Below are 14600 nucleotides of genomic sequence, written 5' to 3' on the forward strand. Positions count from 1 at the left end.
TTGCGTTTGTGATTCAAAAGCGATTGAGTTAGTTTGGTTGCGAACCCTAAACTTTTTCCGATTGTACTCTGATGCCAATCCTGTTCGAACTCAAGTCCAAACCAGGTCTGCCGCTGGACGTGCGAAATTTGGTGCCCGACTCCGTCAAGGAAATGACGCCAACTCAAATTGGAAACCTTGAGATCGGGCTCGGCAATCGCAGCGTTCCGGTTTCTCAATGGTTTGATGTTTCTGGTGAGTCTGGCGACGCAGAGGTTGTTTTTCAAGGATCGCTGGAGAACGTTCACGCGATCGGCCACTCGATGAGCTGTGGAAAAATCGAAGTGCGTGGTTCGACCGGGCGTCACGTTGGAGCATCGATGTCGGGAGGCGAGATTGTCGTCGACGGCGATGTCTCCGACTATCCTGGCTATGAGATGCAAGGCGGTACCATCGTGGTTCGTGGCGATGCGGGCGATCACGTCGGAGGTTGCTACCCCGGAGCGAAGTACGGAATGAATCGCGGCGTCATTTTGATCGCCGGTTCGGCTGGCAAGGGATTGGGCTACCGCATGCGACGCGGAACCATTGTTGTGGGCGGCGATGTAGCTGATCACACCGCGTGGCAGATGCGTGCCGGCACGATCATCGTGTTTGGAAAGTGTTCCGGGTGGGTGGGCGTCGATATGAGACGCGGCACGATTATCGTTCAGGAGTCGTTTCCCATGCCGCAGACGTTTGCGGAAGGCCCGCAGGTGGTTGTTCCGGTGGTTGCGATGTTGGACCGGTGGCTTGCTGGAGTCTGTGATCGCTATGGCATTTCTGTTCCGTCGATTGCGGCGTCATCAGTTCGAACGTGGCACGGTGATGCACTGGCGGGTGGTCGAGGAGAGCTACTTGTTGCAATGACCCGCTAAGTAGAATGGACAGGTCGCAATAGATTTTGTCGTCAACTATTTTTGTAAACTGTTAACAAACTCAACGTATCCCAAACGAGACGCTTAAAAGAATGGAAGTTCACACAACGACAGGTAAACAGCGGCTCAATCGATTGCGTCCGCTTTCCGTAGGCTTCGTTATCATCCTGGTTTGCTGTCTCTCCGCGATCGTTTTCGCTGGAACCGTTGGTTCTGGCGATCGAGCCAACTCGATGCTGCAGGATTATCCCGAGGGTGAGCTTGGCGAAATCGTGAAGCTTGGCGAGGCGATCGTGATGAACACCGCGGAACATCCGCTTTCGAAACAGTACGTGGGAAACAAGCTCAACTGTACGTCCTGCCATTTGGATGGCGGGCGACATGAAACGGCGGCAAGTTTTCTTGGAACGGCCACCGCGTATCCGGCTTGGTCGCCTCGTGAGCAAACGGTCATCACATTGGAAGACCGTGCGTTGAACTGTTTCATGCGAAGCCAAAACGGGACGCGTCCACCAAACGGTAGCCGCGTTTCAGTCGCGGTGACGACTTACATTACGTGGTTGTCGCAAGGATCAGAATTGAAGATGAACGGCGAGAAACCGCTGGGCCCGAATCACACGCCGGCGTTGGATCTGGAAGGGATCCAGCCAGATGTGGCACGCGGGGAAGAACTCTACACGGATCGGTGTGCTGATTGTCATGGCGATAATGGTGACGAAGAACCGCCTATTTGGGGAGCCGACTCTTACAACGACGGGGCGGGTTTGAGTCGCAATGCGAAACTGGCGTCGTGGTTGAAAGTCGCCATGCCTCTCGATGACGCGACGCTGACTGTTCAGGAAGCCTATGACCTCGCTGCTTTCGTCAACAGCCACAAACGTCCGCACTTCGTTCTGTCAGAACATCTTCCTGACGATGCAAAGTTGGGCGAGTACAACGGTACTGTTAAATAAAAAGGCCGCCTCAAAAGAAGCGGCCTCATGAATCGGCATGTCGTTCGGGTCTTGCTGTACGCGAATCAACCCGGTGACGCCTTTGAGCGCCTTACAACGCCTCGTCAATCATGGCGCGAATTTTCGCTTCGTCGGCCCCGACGACTCGTCCAACTTCATCGCCGCCCTTGACGACAACCAAAGTTGGCATGAACTCAACTTTAAACTCTGCTGCAACATCTCCGGCTTTGTCCACGTCTACTGCGACGAACTTGACTTTGCCTTCGTACTCTTTAGCCATCTTCTGAAGCCCCGGCTTCAATGTTTTGCACGGGCCTCACCACACGGCTGTAAAATCGACCAGCGTAATCTCATTGGCTGCCACAGCGGCCTCAAGCCCGTCAGCGTCGACTTCGTCCAGAACGATTCCGCCATCGACGGCTGAAGCGCCTTGCGTGTTGCCTTTGCCGGATTCGACAGTCGACTGCTCGCCGCAGCCCACGGCCAGTATCGCCATCAGGCCGATTGAAAAAAATAACGATCTCATTAGTACTCCAAAGATATCTTTGCGAATTTGAAAAGTTTGTTGCGTTGAGTCATCTCAAAACGTTCGCGACGCTCTTCAAAACGATCAGCATCGTTTGGGCCGGCCAGGAAGACACAAAAGTCTCCAGACCACGCTTTGAAACAGGCCTTAGGGTAACAGTACGCCAGGAACAATCGAAGCTGGATTTTGGCTGCTGTGGCTCTCGATACATTCGGCCAGCAAGCCCTGGTTGGGGCGTCGCAAGAATCTGGAACCGTATGCGACTTTGCCCAAGTCGCGATTTTGCCTATAAAGTGCAGCTTTACTGAACCTTTCTGCGCCCTCAATGCTCCAGCGGGCATGCGATCAACCTCTACCACGAACAAAAATGACCGACCAGGAAATTCCAACACGTTTCGACTTTGATTCCGCTGAAGCACGCATCTACGAGATGTGGGAGCAGGGCGGATGGTTTCACGCCGACGAAAACGATGAACGTCCTCCTTACACCGTCGTCATTCCGCCGCCGAACGTCACCGGAGCACTGCACCTTGGTCACGCGCTCAACAACACACTGCAAGACACGCTGATCCGCATGAAGCGAATGCAGGGCTTCAACGCACTTTGGATGCCAGGCACCGACCATGCCGGAATCGCAACGCAGGCCCGCGTCGAAAAACGCATCAAGGAAATCGAAGGCGTCACGCGACATGATCTGGGGCGCGAAAAGCTTGTCGCGCGGATCTGGGACTGGAAAGACCAATACGAAAAACGAATCCTCGGCCAGCTGAAACAAATGGGCTGCAGCTGTGACTGGGAGCGAACCCGTTTTACGCTGGACGATCAGTGTGCCACCGCGGTTCGGTACACGTTCCACGACCTGTTCCAAAAAACCAAAATCTATCGCGGCAAACGACTGGTCAACTGGGACACGTTCTTGCAGACGACCGTTAGCGACGACGAAGTCTTCAACAAGACCAAGCAGGGCCACTTCTGGCACTTCATGTATCCGGTCATCGACCCCAAACCTGGCGAGCCGGCTCATATCATTGTCGCGACAACCCGGCCGGAAACGATGCTGGGCGACACCGCGGTTGCTGTTCATCCGGATCCTGCTGCGGCGCTGAGCAAAGTCGCCTCTGAGTTGAACGACAAGCTCAAGAAATGTTCCACGTCGGAAAAAGAAGGCGTCGAAGAGCAAATCAAAGCCCTCGAACAGCGTCGCGAATCGATGCTTCCGCAATTGGAACTTTTGCGAGACATGGCCAACGATGGACGAAAGCTCACGTTGCCGCTGCAGAATCGCGAAATCCCATTGGTCTGCGACGAGTGGGCGAAGCCGGAGCTTGGTACGGGCTGCGTCAAGATCACGCCGGCTCACGATCCGAATGACTATGAAGTTGGCGTTCGCTGCGATCTGCCGATGATCAACATCATGAATGCCGATGGAACGCTCAACGCGGAAGCCGGTGCTTACGTCGGGCTGTCGATGAAGGAAGCTCGCAAGAAAGTCGTCGCCGACCTCGAAGCGTTGGGCTTGCTCGAGAAAGTCGAAGACCGCGAAATCGAATTGCCGACGTCGGATCGCAGTAAGACTCCGATTGAACCGTATCTCACCGATCAATGGTTTGTTCGCATGGATGAACTTGCTCAATCGGCGATGGATGCCGTTTCCGACGGGCGCGTTGCGATCACGCCCGAGCGTTACGGCAAAGGATACCTGTCGTGGCTTGGTGAGAAACGTGATTGGCCGATTTCACGTCAGCTTTGGTGGGGACATCAGATTCCGGTTTGGTCGATTGGCTGCGAAAGCGAATCGGAAAGCGAAGAGTTGGTCGAGCAGATTGCGGCGCTCGATTCCTGGGACGCGGAAAACGTTTCGATTCAAGTCGAGCTCTCTGAGGAAACCGACGAGGCCAAACGAAAGCAGTTGGAACTTCCGTTCGCGACGGTTCACGTTTGCGTGCGTGACGAAAATTCACCGGTCGAATCAGAGCTGGAAACGCTCGGCTTTGTCCGCGAAGAAGACGTGCTCGATACCTGGTTCAGTTCCGCACTGTGGACGCATTCGACGCTTGGCTGGCCCGAGCAAACGGCTTCGCTCGCAAAGTTTTATCCGACCAGCACACTGATCACCTCGCGTGACATCATCACGCTGTGGGTCGCACGGATGGTTTTGATGGGCTTGAACAACATGGGCGAAGTCCCGTTCAAGGACGTGTTCATCCATCCGAAGATTCTCGATGCCTACGGCGAAACGATGTCGAAATCGAAAGGCAACGGCATCGACCCGCTGGACATCATCCAGAAATTCGGCGCCGACGCGCTGCGGTTTGCGATGGCTGATCTGACGACCGACACGCAGGACGTCAAGCTGCCGGTTCAGTTTGAGTGTCCGCATTGTCAGCACGTTTTCGATCAGACCAAGAAGAATCGCGAACTCCACGTCGTCGAGTGTCCTAACAAGAGTTGCGGCAAGCCATTTTCGACTCAGTGGGCCGAATCCGAAGAAGACAAAGCCCTGCCAAAAGGAGCGGTCACCAGTGAGCGCTTTGAAAAGTCGCGGAACTTTGTCAACAAGCTATGGAACGCGTCCCGGTTCGCGATGATGAATCTGGAAGGCTATCAATCGGCGCCCATCAATGTGGACGACATGACGATCGAAGATCGTTGGTTGATGAGCCGTCTGTACAACGTTTCCAAAAAGGTCACCGAAGCGATGGACGGGTTTCGTTACGCCGAAGCCACCGGTGCACTTTACGATTTCGCGTGGAATGACTTCTGTAGTTTCTTCCTGGAAATCGTCAAGGATCGTTTGTCTGACGACGCGCGACGTCCGCACGCACAACGAATGCTGGTGCTGGGGCTGGATACGCTGATGCGATTGTTGCATCCCTTCATTCCGTTTTTGACCGAAGAGATCTGGCAGATTCTTAATCGCATCGCTCCCGACCGCGGTTTGGACGCGTCGACGGCCAGCGATTGTCTGGTCCGGGCAGCCTGGCCGGAGATTGATGCTTCGTTCGATTCGGCGACGATCGACGCGCAGTTTGCTCACTTCCAAAGTACGCTCGGTGCGATCCGTGAGATTCGTGCGAAGCAGAATTTGGGCGAAAAGAAACCGATCAAGTTTTCGATCAAGTGTAGCGATGCGATTCGCGATTCGCTCCAACCGATGGCTTCGTATTTCCAAAGCATGTCCAAAGCCGAGCTGACCGACATTGGCCCGGCGATCGAGCCTCCTGAAGTCAACGCGACGCTGATCCGCGGCGAGCTTGAGCTTTTCGTTGATCTCGATGGCTTGATCGATAAAGACGCAGAAAAGAAACGTCTGGAGAAAGAGAAAGCCAACAAGGAAAAAATGATCGCGGGCAAGAAAGGAAAGCTTTCGTCTGACAAGTTCGTCAACGGAGCTCCTGCCGCGATTGTCCAACGCGAACGCGATGGCCTGGCCAAACTCGAAGAAGAACTGGCGGTTGTCAACGCAGCATTGGCGGCTTTGAACTAACAGTCGCGCAAAATGGTAGAATTGTCGTCTGTTGCCAGAACGCCTAATTTTGCCGACACTATATTTTTAAGACTCACCTTCCACCCCGAATACCGCATGAACGTTCACGCGAAAGGGCGCAAGCCCAACACTCGCCAGATGATCGTCTTCGGCCTGCTTGCCGTTGCCGTCGTCTACCACTTCAGTCGCCCGACTCTCGAAAAGTGGTTCAACACTTCGCTTCCGTCGATCGTTCAGGACGACAATCGTCAGGCGAACAACGCCAGCGACGACAATGAGCGCGACTACACCGCCAGCCTGCCAGATTCCGACGCGAACAGTGGAAGCAGTTCGAGCAAGAAAAAAGAATCGAACGATACGCGAGTCCGTGACACGCCAGCCAACAACAATCTGAGCCCGGGGCAGGCGGCGAGAAATTGGTTGCAGGACATCGGCCGAAATCAGTACAAATCGCCAGCAGGCCTGGTCTACGGTGGCGGTCGTGAGCATCGTGTTGATCATGTTTTGAGGCACTGCAAAGACGATCCGTCAAAGCCGACTCACGGAGTGTTCGTTGGCGACGCGGTTGAGGTCATGAAGATGGTGGATGAAGCGTACGAATTGGCCAAGTCTGGATCCCGGAAATCTGACTCGGAAAAATCGGGTGACAAGATGACCTATACGGTCTCGATGGATCGCGTCGTCGGGCACACCGGCGGAAGGAAAGCAAAACGCAGCGGTCGAAAAGAACTGCGTCGCATCAAACTGGTGCTTGCGGACAACCGCGTCATCACGGCGTTTCCAACCAACTAGAAAACGATTGATGTGGTGGACGCGTTATGGGTAACTTTGTTCTCTATTCGATCATCGGATCAGTTGTTCTGACGCTGCTGTTGAATCTGTTGCCGATGCTGTTTCCAAACTTCGCAGCCAACACAATGCGCAAGCTGGAACAATCGGCTCGTCAAACGATCGATCAGCACGAAGACAACAATCGGCCACGCGTGAAAGTGTTCTTTCCGTGGAAAGCCATGCTGATCGGTTCGGTCATTCTGACGATCCTTGTCAACCTTGTTCGAATGTTTGCGGGCTAACCAGTACCAGTTACGCCATCGCCATGAAACTGCTCGACCTCACCCTCTCTCCCGTGCTCAACTTGTCGCTGGACGATGCGTTGATCGAATCAGCCGAAGCCGCCGACTCCCATTCGGAAGTCTTGCGACTTTGGGAACCCGAGTCGCCCATGGTTGTGATTGGCCGAAGTTCCCCGCTGGAGAAAGAAATCAACATCGCTCATTGTCACGCGAACGACGTCCCCGTCTTTCGCCGGATCAGTGGAGGCCAATCAATCGTCACTGGTCCGGGATGTTTGATGTACGCTGTGCTGCTCGACTATCGCAAGCGACCTGAATTGAGGATGCTCGATCAAGCTCATGATTTCGCCATCCGGCAATTGGCTGGGGCGTTGAGCCGGGTCGGAATCGAGACTGAAATGAAAGGGACTTGCGATCTGACGTTTAAAGGACGCAAATTTTCAGGCAATGCACTTCGCTGCAAACGCAACTGGTTTCTCTATCACGGAACAATCATCCTCGACGATTTTGACCTCGATCTGATTTCGAGTTGTCTTGGTGAACCCAACCGTCAGCCGGACTATCGGCACGGTCGATCGCATGAGAGCTTTGTGACTTCCATTCCCGCGTCGGCCACGGACGTCAAATCTGCCTTGGTCAAACAATGGTCTGCAACGGAACGTTTTGATTCGGAGCCTCTTGCTCAAGCGGCAGCACTGGCCGAGAAACTTGCGGCTGAAAAATATGCTGATCCGGATTGGCTTAGTAAAGTTCCCTAGTCCTGACGCCGCAGCGAAGTGTCAAACTTTACCGACTGGGTAAACTCGACCGTCTACTGCTATCAATTGTGACGGTTTTTTCGGCCAATCGTTTGAACTATGCCGCATTTTCGACAACACTGATCGAATTATGCTGGAATCGGCGCTTCGAATTGTGGAGTCGTTCGAATCGGCTGCATAAGATTGAATCGAAGGTCTGACTTGAGAACCAACGAGCTACCCATGCGCCCGAACATGATCCTGAAATTTCTGTTTTCCGTCGCGGCACTCCCGACGATGCTGACCTGCGCACATGCTCAGTCCACGCCGGCTGGATGCGTTCAGTGGAAAACCTATACCGATACGGTTTGGGTCGAGCAGCCTGTGACCGAGAATCGCGTCGTCAGCGAAACGTCATACGAAGTCAAAGAAATCACCAAGTCGCGTCCGCGTTGGATTTCTGAGCAGCGTGAACGCACCGTCACCGAAGAAAAACCCGTTGAGCAGACCAGCGAACGGATCGTCACTCGCACCGTTCGCAAGCCTGTCACGACCACCAAGTCGCGCATCAAGACTCGCGTCGAAGAATCTTACGAAGACGTCACCGAGATGCGAGACGAAACTTACACCGTTCGCAAACCGGTTGTCGAAACCGTCATTGAGAAAAAAGAAGTCCGTGTTCGCAAGCCCGTTACTCGTCGGGTTGTCGAAAAAGAAAACGTCACCGTCTACCGTCCGGTGGAAACGACCGAAACGAAAATGGTTCCTGGTGCACTGGTTGTTCCGGGCTACACCGGTGGTGCACGGACGCGGATGAAGTGGCTTCCGCGTGGCTACTACGGCGACCCGTACACGGGCCAGCCTGTTTGGCGGCGTCCCGGATTGCACTGGGTAAACGAACCCAACTACGGTCAAAACGCTGTCCCGGTCGTCGTTCCTCAGCAGCAATCGACTGTCAATCTCGTGCCGCAAACGATTGTCGAAGAAAAACCTGTGGATGTGACCACGTACGTCGACGAATACGAAACACTCGAAACGCCGGTGACGCGAGAACGCATCGTTGAAGAGACTCGCACGCGAAAGGTGCCTTACACGGTCCGCATTCCGAAACGAAAAATCATCGAGGAAGAAATCCCATACACCGAAACAACCTACGTCGACGAAACCATCACGGAACGAGTTCCCTACACTGAAACGGTGATGAAAACGGTGACGCGTCGCGAACCGTACACGCAGATCAAGGAAAGTTGGGAAGACTATACGGAAACCATTCGTGTTCCGAAAACGACGACCAAGCGAGTGCCATATGTGACGACCTATCGCGTTCCCTACAAGGTCGAAGTCCGTGTTCCCTGTGATGCCAACGGCCGACCGGTTGCCCGTGGCCAGCAGGTTCCCGGAACTCATCGGCTGCATCCGGCGTGGGAGAGCATGATGACGAAAGTCGTTGGTGCGGATTCGATTCGCGAAACGAGCGAAAGGTCGGGGACCAGCGTTCTTGACCGCGGCGATTCGCCAGCCCGATTTGATGTGCCGGGAAGCGTCGAAGCGCCTGCGTCGGCGTCAAGCGTTATGGCGTCCGAGGTCCGCTCTGAACGCGAACCGCTTGGTGAGGCTCCACAGAACCTCCAGTTTGAAAACCGAAGCAATCCGGTTTCGCTGAGCGAGACGTCTCGACGCCTGAAAACGATTGGCCAGCCAAAAGCAGAACCCACGGTTGCTCAACCGCCCGAGACGGAAGCCTCCAAGGAGATGGCTCGACGGATCAAAGAACGTTTTCGCAAGCTTGGTATTGGGACAGATACTGAAACTGCCAGTCCGGAAAGCGTGGAGACCGTCGAGACTTCTGCGGACGAATCCGCGCGTGATCTCAAAGTCGACTTACCACCGCCGGCGCGGGCCACGTTCCAGCCAGAGCCCCTTACGGTCGATGTTGACGTTCCTGCGGCAGCCAGCCAACCGGCGATAGAAGAGCCGGATGCGGAAAATTCGGATGATGATACAATCGAGCGAGACGTGAAGCTGTCACGTCCAAGCCGAACGTAACTTCTTCCAACGTCCGAAAATTCGATGCCAAATATTGCCTCGCACGCGAAAGAACTGCCTGCGTCTCCAATTCGTAAACTGATGCCGTTCGCCGATGCCGCCAGGGCCGCGGGGAAACATGTCTTTCATTTGAACATAGGCCAACCCGACATTGCGACTCCACCCGCTTTCTTCGACGCGGTTCGCGACGCCGACCTCGAAGTCCTGGCTTACAGTCCTTCTGCTGGAATTGCTCCGCTGCGGCAAAAGATCGTCGACTACTACGGTCGAATCGGCACGACGATTTCGGTTGACAACGTATTGGTCACCACCGGAGCATCAGAAGCCTTGCAGTTCGTGCTCAATGCGATCCTCGATCCCGGCGACGAAGTCATCGTCATGGAACCGTTTTACGCGAACTATCTTTCGTTCTGTTTGCAGAACCTTGGCACCATCGTGCCGGTTACAACTTCGGTTGATGACAACTTTGCCTTGCCATCGGTCGCGGCATTCGAAGAAAAAATCTCTGCAAAGACGCGTGCGATCATGATCTGCAACCCGTCGAATCCGACCGGAGTTTGCTACGACGCGTCGACGCTGCATCAGCTGGAGCAGATTGCGAAAAAGCACAATCTGTTTTTGATCACCGACGAAGTCTATCGCGAATTCATCTACGGAGACACAAAACCGCCGTCTGCTTTGACGCTTGAGGGAATGGAAGAGCACGTCATCGTTATCGACTCGATTTCAAAACGCTTCTCAGCTTGCGGAGCCCGAATCGGTTGCATGGTGACGCGAAACCAGGAAGTCTTCGACACGACCTTGAAGATGGCTCAGGCCAGACTCTCGCCGCCAACGTTTGGCCAGCTGGGAGCCGCAGCGGTCTACGACCTTCCGGACTCCTACTACGACGGCGTGGTCACAGAATATTCCGCTCGTCGGGACCTGCTCAAGGCTTCGCTGGACCGAATGGAAGGCGTCACCTGTCCGGACATCAATGGAGCGTTTTATGCCATGGTCCGGTTGCCCGTCGAGGACGCCGAAGATTTCTGCCGCTGGATGCTGGAGTCCTTCGACCACCACGGCGCCACCGTAATGATGGCTCCGGGGGCTGGTTTTTATGCAACCGAAGGGTTGGGGAAGAACGAAGTCCGGATCGCGTACGTGCTTAACGAAATCGATTTGGGGAAAGCGATGGCTTGTTTGAGCGAAGGCTTGAAGGCGTACAACTCATGAATTTTCGCAGCCCTCACCTGCTCTGCCGCAAATCGAGCGCCTTGCTGGTCGTCGATATTCAGCAGAAGCTCATCCCCGCGATTGAGTCCGCTGATCTTGTCGTCGCGAAAACGCAGAAGCTGATTAATGCCGCGAAAGTGCTGGGCGTGCCGTTCCTCGTGTCCGAACAGTATCCTCGCGGGCTGGGCAACACGACCGAAGATTTGGACATTTCCGGAGCGGCGATCGTCGAGGACAAAGCCATGTTCAGCTGTCGCGAATGCGATTCGATCATGGGTTTTCTTGCCGATAACGCGATCCAGACCGTGCTGGTATGCGGCATCGAGGCTCACGTTTGCGTTGCCCAGACAGCTTTTGACCTGATGGCCAGCGGGTTCAACGTCCACGTGGCTGTCGACGCGATCGGGTCGCGAAACCGCGTGGACCGGGAAGCTGCTGTCTCGCGGATGAATCTTCACGGAATCGCAACGACGTCCGCAGAGGCGGCTATTTTCGAGTGGTGCGAAACGTCAACGGCAGCTGAATTCAAACAGATCAGCGAACTGGTGAAATAACCCGAACTCCCGGGTATTTAAGATTCGAATTGTTCCTGTCGCGTGATTTGGTGGCCTTCCAGGAAGGGTTCTTCATGGCGTAAACTGTGTGATTGGACGGTAAGGGCCAATTTTGAATCGGCCTGCCGGACCAACAAAACGCATAATTCAGCCAGGACGCTGATCGGGAGAAAAAGTGAGTAACATCGACGACTATTTTGGTGGTAGCAAGAAACGCAAAGTCGAACCAATCGACGAAGATGTAGACGTTTCAGACGACGCCAATGAATCTACGTCGGATGAAAAGCCGAAAGCAGGAAACTGGGATTTCCTCGCAAACATGTTTGGAATTGCAGGCGGAAAGAAAAAGGAATCTGGTTCGGATGATCCGTCGGACGCCGTTGCAGATGCTTCCGACGACGACGCTGACTTCGAAGACGCCGATGGCTATGACGCTGACGGTGCCGAAGAAGCAGATTTCGATGATGTCGCCGCCGAAGAAGATGACTACGACGAAGACGATGGCTACGACGATGAATTCGATGACGATTCAGATGAGGCATCTGACGATGAGGAATCTGACTTCGAGGACGATGTTCCTGATTCCAATCCGGCTCCTGTGTCTGCTGTCGTTGTCGAAGATCCGGTTAAGGCGCTCGAGGAAGTTGCCAACGCCCCCGCGGAAGACAAGGCTGACCTGCTGACTCAAATTTTTAGCGCTGGATTTGGTAGTTCAGCTGTGGTTGAGGAAGACGCGGACGAAGTCGACGAAGTTGCCGCTGAGAGTTCCGACGTTGCGGATTCAGCCGAGCCCGAATCAGAATCGCGTGGTAAACGCCGGCCGCGCCGTCGCGGTGGTCGAAACCGTGGTGAGCGGAAAGAAAAAGTTGTCGCAGAAGAAACCGTTGAGGCGGATGCGGACGTCGACGACGAGAACTTCGTCGAGTTTGAAATTGAAGAATTGGATACTTCTCCGATCGATGAAAAGGAAGCGGCGAATCGTGGCAGATCACGTCGTCGGCGTGGAGGGCGTGGCAGGAGCGGTCGCGACGAGAAAGAAGACAGTCGTCCGTCCCGGTCTTCGCGTTCGAAACCGAAGCCTCGAGACAACGATGAGTTTGATGATGTCGTCGAAGAGGAAGTCGTCGCAGAAGATCTGGATCCGCGAGATGTAGATCCGCGTGACGAAAGTGCTGATGACGAAGGTCGCTCGCCTCGACGCCGCAGTCGTGGAAGAAGCCGTGGTGGTCGCGGTCGTGGTGGTCGAGGACGCGAACGCAATCAGGATGACGCTGTCGTCGCTGAAGATATTGATCGTGGTCCGGAAGCACAGGATCGGGATGAAGAAACCGAAGTTAAAAAGCCGCGTCGCAGTCGTGGCGGCCGCGGTCGAGGACGTGGGCGATCGCGCGACGATGAAAACGCAGAAGTCAGCTCTCATTCCGACGATGCTCCTCGCAAGGGGCGTCGTCCGCGTCGCGATTGGGATAAGGAGACTGGTAGTGAAGACGGTGTCGATGATGCGGTTGAAGCGGAAAAGCGTCAGGGCCGCATTCCGACCTGGAAAGATGCCATCGGCGGTTTGATTGAAACCAACATCAAGGCTCATTCCTCATCGCGTTCATCTCGTGGCGGACGTGGCCGATCACGTTCTGGCGGTGGCGGAAGCGACGATCGATCACGCGGCAGAGGTCGCGGTGGCCGAGGTCGCGGAAAAAGCGATTCAAGATAGTGGCATTTAGTAGGTCAGCCTGTCTCAGGCTGACTTGCAAGTGTCGGCCATCAAGTAGGTAAGTCTGTACCAGACTTACACACAATTGTCGGATTTGAAGTAGGTAAGTCTGTCCCAGACTTGCACGCCACCGTCATCAAGTAGCTGATCTATCACAGATCGATCAAGCAATTCCCTCGCCTTCGGAACACTCGAAGGTGAGGCTGCTGGACATCGCATGGCGTATCAATTCGCGTGCGCTCTTGCGTTTGCCAAGCACGTTCCTCCACCACATCCATTTCTGCCGCAACGGTCCAGGCAGAAATCCAGTTCTGGTTCCCGGCTACGATCGCTCAGCCATCTTGGCGAAACGGTAGTGCGACACAAACCATTCGTTGCCTTCATTGAAGCCGAACAGTTCGCTGCAAGCCAGGTGGAACATCCGCCAACGGTTGAACCATCGCCTCGCCTCTTTCTTGCCATAGTTCGATATCAGAACTGGCATGATCTCCTGGCGATTTGCGTCCATCTGCTTCAACCACGCTTCGCAGGTTTTCTGGTAGTGCGTTCCGTCCCAGGTCCAATGCTCTTCCACCGAAAGGTGGTCGTTGAAGCGGCCGAGAAAATCTGCGGCCGGCATGATTCCGCCACTGAAAAAATGTCGGCTCATCCAATCATCGTCTCCACGGTCGACGAACTCGTACGTCAGCTCTTTGTGGCAAAAAATGTGAACAAACAACTTCCCATTCGGCTTCAGCCAGCCAGAAATTCGCTTGAGCAGTTCTGAGTGGTTTCGCATGTGTTCGAACATTTCGACGGACACAACGCGATCGAAATCCTCATCGATATCGAACTCGTTCATGTCGCACGTCAGCACGCTGACTCGATCAGCCACGCCACGTTCGGCCGCCAAGGCTGTGATGTACTCACGTTGCGACGCAGAATTGGAAACCGCCGTGATTTTTGAATTCGGATACTTCGCCGCCATCCACAGGGTCAGCGAACCCCAGCCACAGCCCAGCTCCAGAATCGATTGGCCATCGACCAATTCCGCGTTGTCGCAGGTTGCCTGAAGCGCCGCAGACTCAGCCTCTTCCAACGTGCGGCACGCGTCGTCCCAGAAACAGCTGGAGTACTTGCGATGAGGCCCGAGCATCAATCCGTACAACTCTGCCGGGACTTCGTAATGTTGCTCGTTGGCTTTCTCTGGAACCAAAGCAACAGGACCATCTGAGAATTCGCGAGCCAGTTCAACTGACGCCGCCTCGTTGGCTTCAACGCTACCGCGATCCGCTGCAGCAAGTCGCTTTTGCAAAAGGCCGCGAATCCCGCGCCGTGTAAAAGCGTCCGGGATGAAACCAAGTTCGCATGCGTTAATCAGAGTTTTAGTGAGCATCCGGATTCAGGCAGGAATTCTGCGAAG

The 14600-nt window shown here is 54.6% G+C and carries 12 protein-coding genes and 1 pseudogene; 10 read left to right on the plus strand and 3 right to left on the minus strand.

Going from position 1 to position 14600, the window contains the following annotated elements:
- Positions 1-71: 71 nt before the first annotated feature.
- Positions 72-896 (plus strand): formylmethanofuran dehydrogenase subunit C, encoded by an 825-nt coding sequence (locus MFFC18_RS07470; protein ID WP_075085393.1) that lies wholly within the window; start codon positions 72-74, stop codon positions 894-896.
- Between the two features lie 92 nt (positions 897-988).
- Positions 989-1849 carry a c-type cytochrome gene (locus MFFC18_RS07475; RefSeq protein ID WP_075085394.1) on the plus strand — a complete coding sequence of 287 codons (861 nt, stop codon included), beginning with the start codon at positions 989-991 and terminating at the stop codon, positions 1847-1849.
- Positions 1850-1940: 91 nt separating this feature from the next.
- Here MFFC18_RS07475 and MFFC18_RS07480 read toward each other — a convergent pair.
- Together MFFC18_RS07480 and MFFC18_RS07485 are read right to left on the minus strand one after the other, a co-directional pair.
- Positions 1941-2153, minus strand: a pseudogene (locus MFFC18_RS07480) (thioredoxin family protein); the annotation flags it as partial.
- 12 nt (positions 2154-2165) lie between these two features.
- Positions 2166-2375 (minus strand): hypothetical protein, encoded by a 210-nt coding sequence (locus MFFC18_RS07485; protein ID WP_084417255.1) that lies wholly within the window; start codon positions 2373-2375, stop codon positions 2166-2168.
- A gap of 367 nt (positions 2376-2742) precedes the next feature.
- Between MFFC18_RS07485 and MFFC18_RS07490 the strand changes: the two genes are divergently transcribed.
- The 8 genes from MFFC18_RS07490 (at position 2743) to MFFC18_RS07525 (ending at position 13198) form a co-directional block, all read left to right on the plus strand.
- On the plus strand, positions 2743-5862 hold the full coding sequence (locus MFFC18_RS07490) for a valine--tRNA ligase (RefSeq protein ID WP_075085396.1): 3120 nt from the start codon (positions 2743-2745) through the stop codon (positions 5860-5862).
- 96 nt (positions 5863-5958) lie between these two features.
- The gene (locus MFFC18_RS07495) at positions 5959-6654 is read left to right on the plus strand and encodes a hypothetical protein (RefSeq protein ID WP_075085397.1); all 696 of its coding nucleotides are present in this window, start codon (positions 5959-5961) and stop codon (positions 6652-6654) included.
- A 26-nt stretch (positions 6655-6680) separates the two neighbouring features.
- Positions 6681-6935 (plus strand): hypothetical protein, encoded by a 255-nt coding sequence (locus tag MFFC18_RS07500; RefSeq protein ID WP_075085398.1) that lies wholly within the window; start codon positions 6681-6683, stop codon positions 6933-6935.
- A gap of 23 nt (positions 6936-6958) precedes the next feature.
- Complete coding sequence (locus tag MFFC18_RS07505; RefSeq protein WP_075085399.1) at positions 6959-7693, plus strand: lipoate--protein ligase family protein; 735 nt, start codon at positions 6959-6961, stop codon at positions 7691-7693.
- A 234-nt stretch (positions 7694-7927) separates the two neighbouring features.
- Positions 7928-9718 carry a hypothetical protein gene (locus tag MFFC18_RS07510; RefSeq protein WP_210421385.1) on the plus strand — a complete coding sequence of 597 codons (1791 nt, stop codon included), beginning with the start codon at positions 7928-7930 and terminating at the stop codon, positions 9716-9718.
- A gap of 24 nt (positions 9719-9742) precedes the next feature.
- Positions 9743-10933: a pyridoxal phosphate-dependent aminotransferase gene (locus MFFC18_RS07515; RefSeq protein WP_075085401.1), complete on the plus strand. Its 1191-nt coding sequence runs from the start codon at positions 9743-9745 to the stop codon at positions 10931-10933.
- Positions 10930-11487: an isochorismatase family protein gene (locus tag MFFC18_RS07520; RefSeq protein ID WP_075085402.1), complete on the plus strand. Its 558-nt coding sequence runs from the start codon at positions 10930-10932 to the stop codon at positions 11485-11487. Before MFFC18_RS07515 ends, MFFC18_RS07520 begins: the two co-directional genes overlap by 4 nt.
- Before the next feature lie 175 nt (positions 11488-11662).
- Positions 11663-13198 (plus strand): hypothetical protein, encoded by a 1536-nt coding sequence (locus tag MFFC18_RS07525; protein WP_075085403.1) that lies wholly within the window; start codon positions 11663-11665, stop codon positions 13196-13198.
- Between the two features lie 322 nt (positions 13199-13520).
- Here the strand turns inward: MFFC18_RS07525 and MFFC18_RS07530 are convergent, their stop codons facing one another.
- Positions 13521-14573: an SAM-dependent methyltransferase gene (locus MFFC18_RS07530; protein WP_075085404.1), complete on the minus strand. Its 1053-nt coding sequence runs from the start codon at positions 14571-14573 to the stop codon at positions 13521-13523.
- Positions 14574-14600 lie beyond the last annotated feature (27 nt).

This window comes from Mariniblastus fucicola, from assembly GCF_008087665.1.
GTDB classification, from domain to species: domain Bacteria; phylum Planctomycetota; class Planctomycetia; order Pirellulales; family Pirellulaceae; genus Mariniblastus; species Mariniblastus fucicola.

Coding starts and splice junctions, on each gene's coding strand:
- MFFC18_RS07495 (WP_075085397.1), top strand. CDS start 5,959: ATGAACGTTCACGCGAAAGGGCGCAAGCCCAACACTCGCCAGATGATC.
- MFFC18_RS07505 (WP_075085399.1), top strand. CDS start 6,959: ATGAAACTGCTCGACCTCACCCTCTCTCCCGTGCTCAACTTGTCGCTG.
- MFFC18_RS07490 (WP_075085396.1), top strand. CDS start 2,743: ATGACCGACCAGGAAATTCCAACACGTTTCGACTTTGATTCCGCTGAA.
- MFFC18_RS07475 (WP_075085394.1), top strand. CDS start 989: ATGGAAGTTCACACAACGACAGGTAAACAGCGGCTCAATCGATTGCGT.
- MFFC18_RS07485 (WP_084417255.1), bottom strand. CDS start 2,375: ATGAGATCGTTATTTTTTTCAATCGGCCTGATGGCGATACTGGCCGTG.
- MFFC18_RS07515 (WP_075085401.1), top strand. CDS start 9,743: ATGCCAAATATTGCCTCGCACGCGAAAGAACTGCCTGCGTCTCCAATT.
- MFFC18_RS07470 (WP_075085393.1), top strand. CDS start 72: ATGCCAATCCTGTTCGAACTCAAGTCCAAACCAGGTCTGCCGCTGGAC.
- MFFC18_RS07500 (WP_075085398.1), top strand. CDS start 6,681: ATGGGTAACTTTGTTCTCTATTCGATCATCGGATCAGTTGTTCTGACG.
- MFFC18_RS07530 (WP_075085404.1), bottom strand. CDS start 14,573: ATGCTCACTAAAACTCTGATTAACGCATGCGAACTTGGTTTCATCCCG.
- MFFC18_RS07510 (WP_210421385.1), top strand. CDS start 7,928: ATGATCCTGAAATTTCTGTTTTCCGTCGCGGCACTCCCGACGATGCTG.
- MFFC18_RS07520 (WP_075085402.1), top strand. CDS start 10,930: ATGAATTTTCGCAGCCCTCACCTGCTCTGCCGCAAATCGAGCGCCTTG.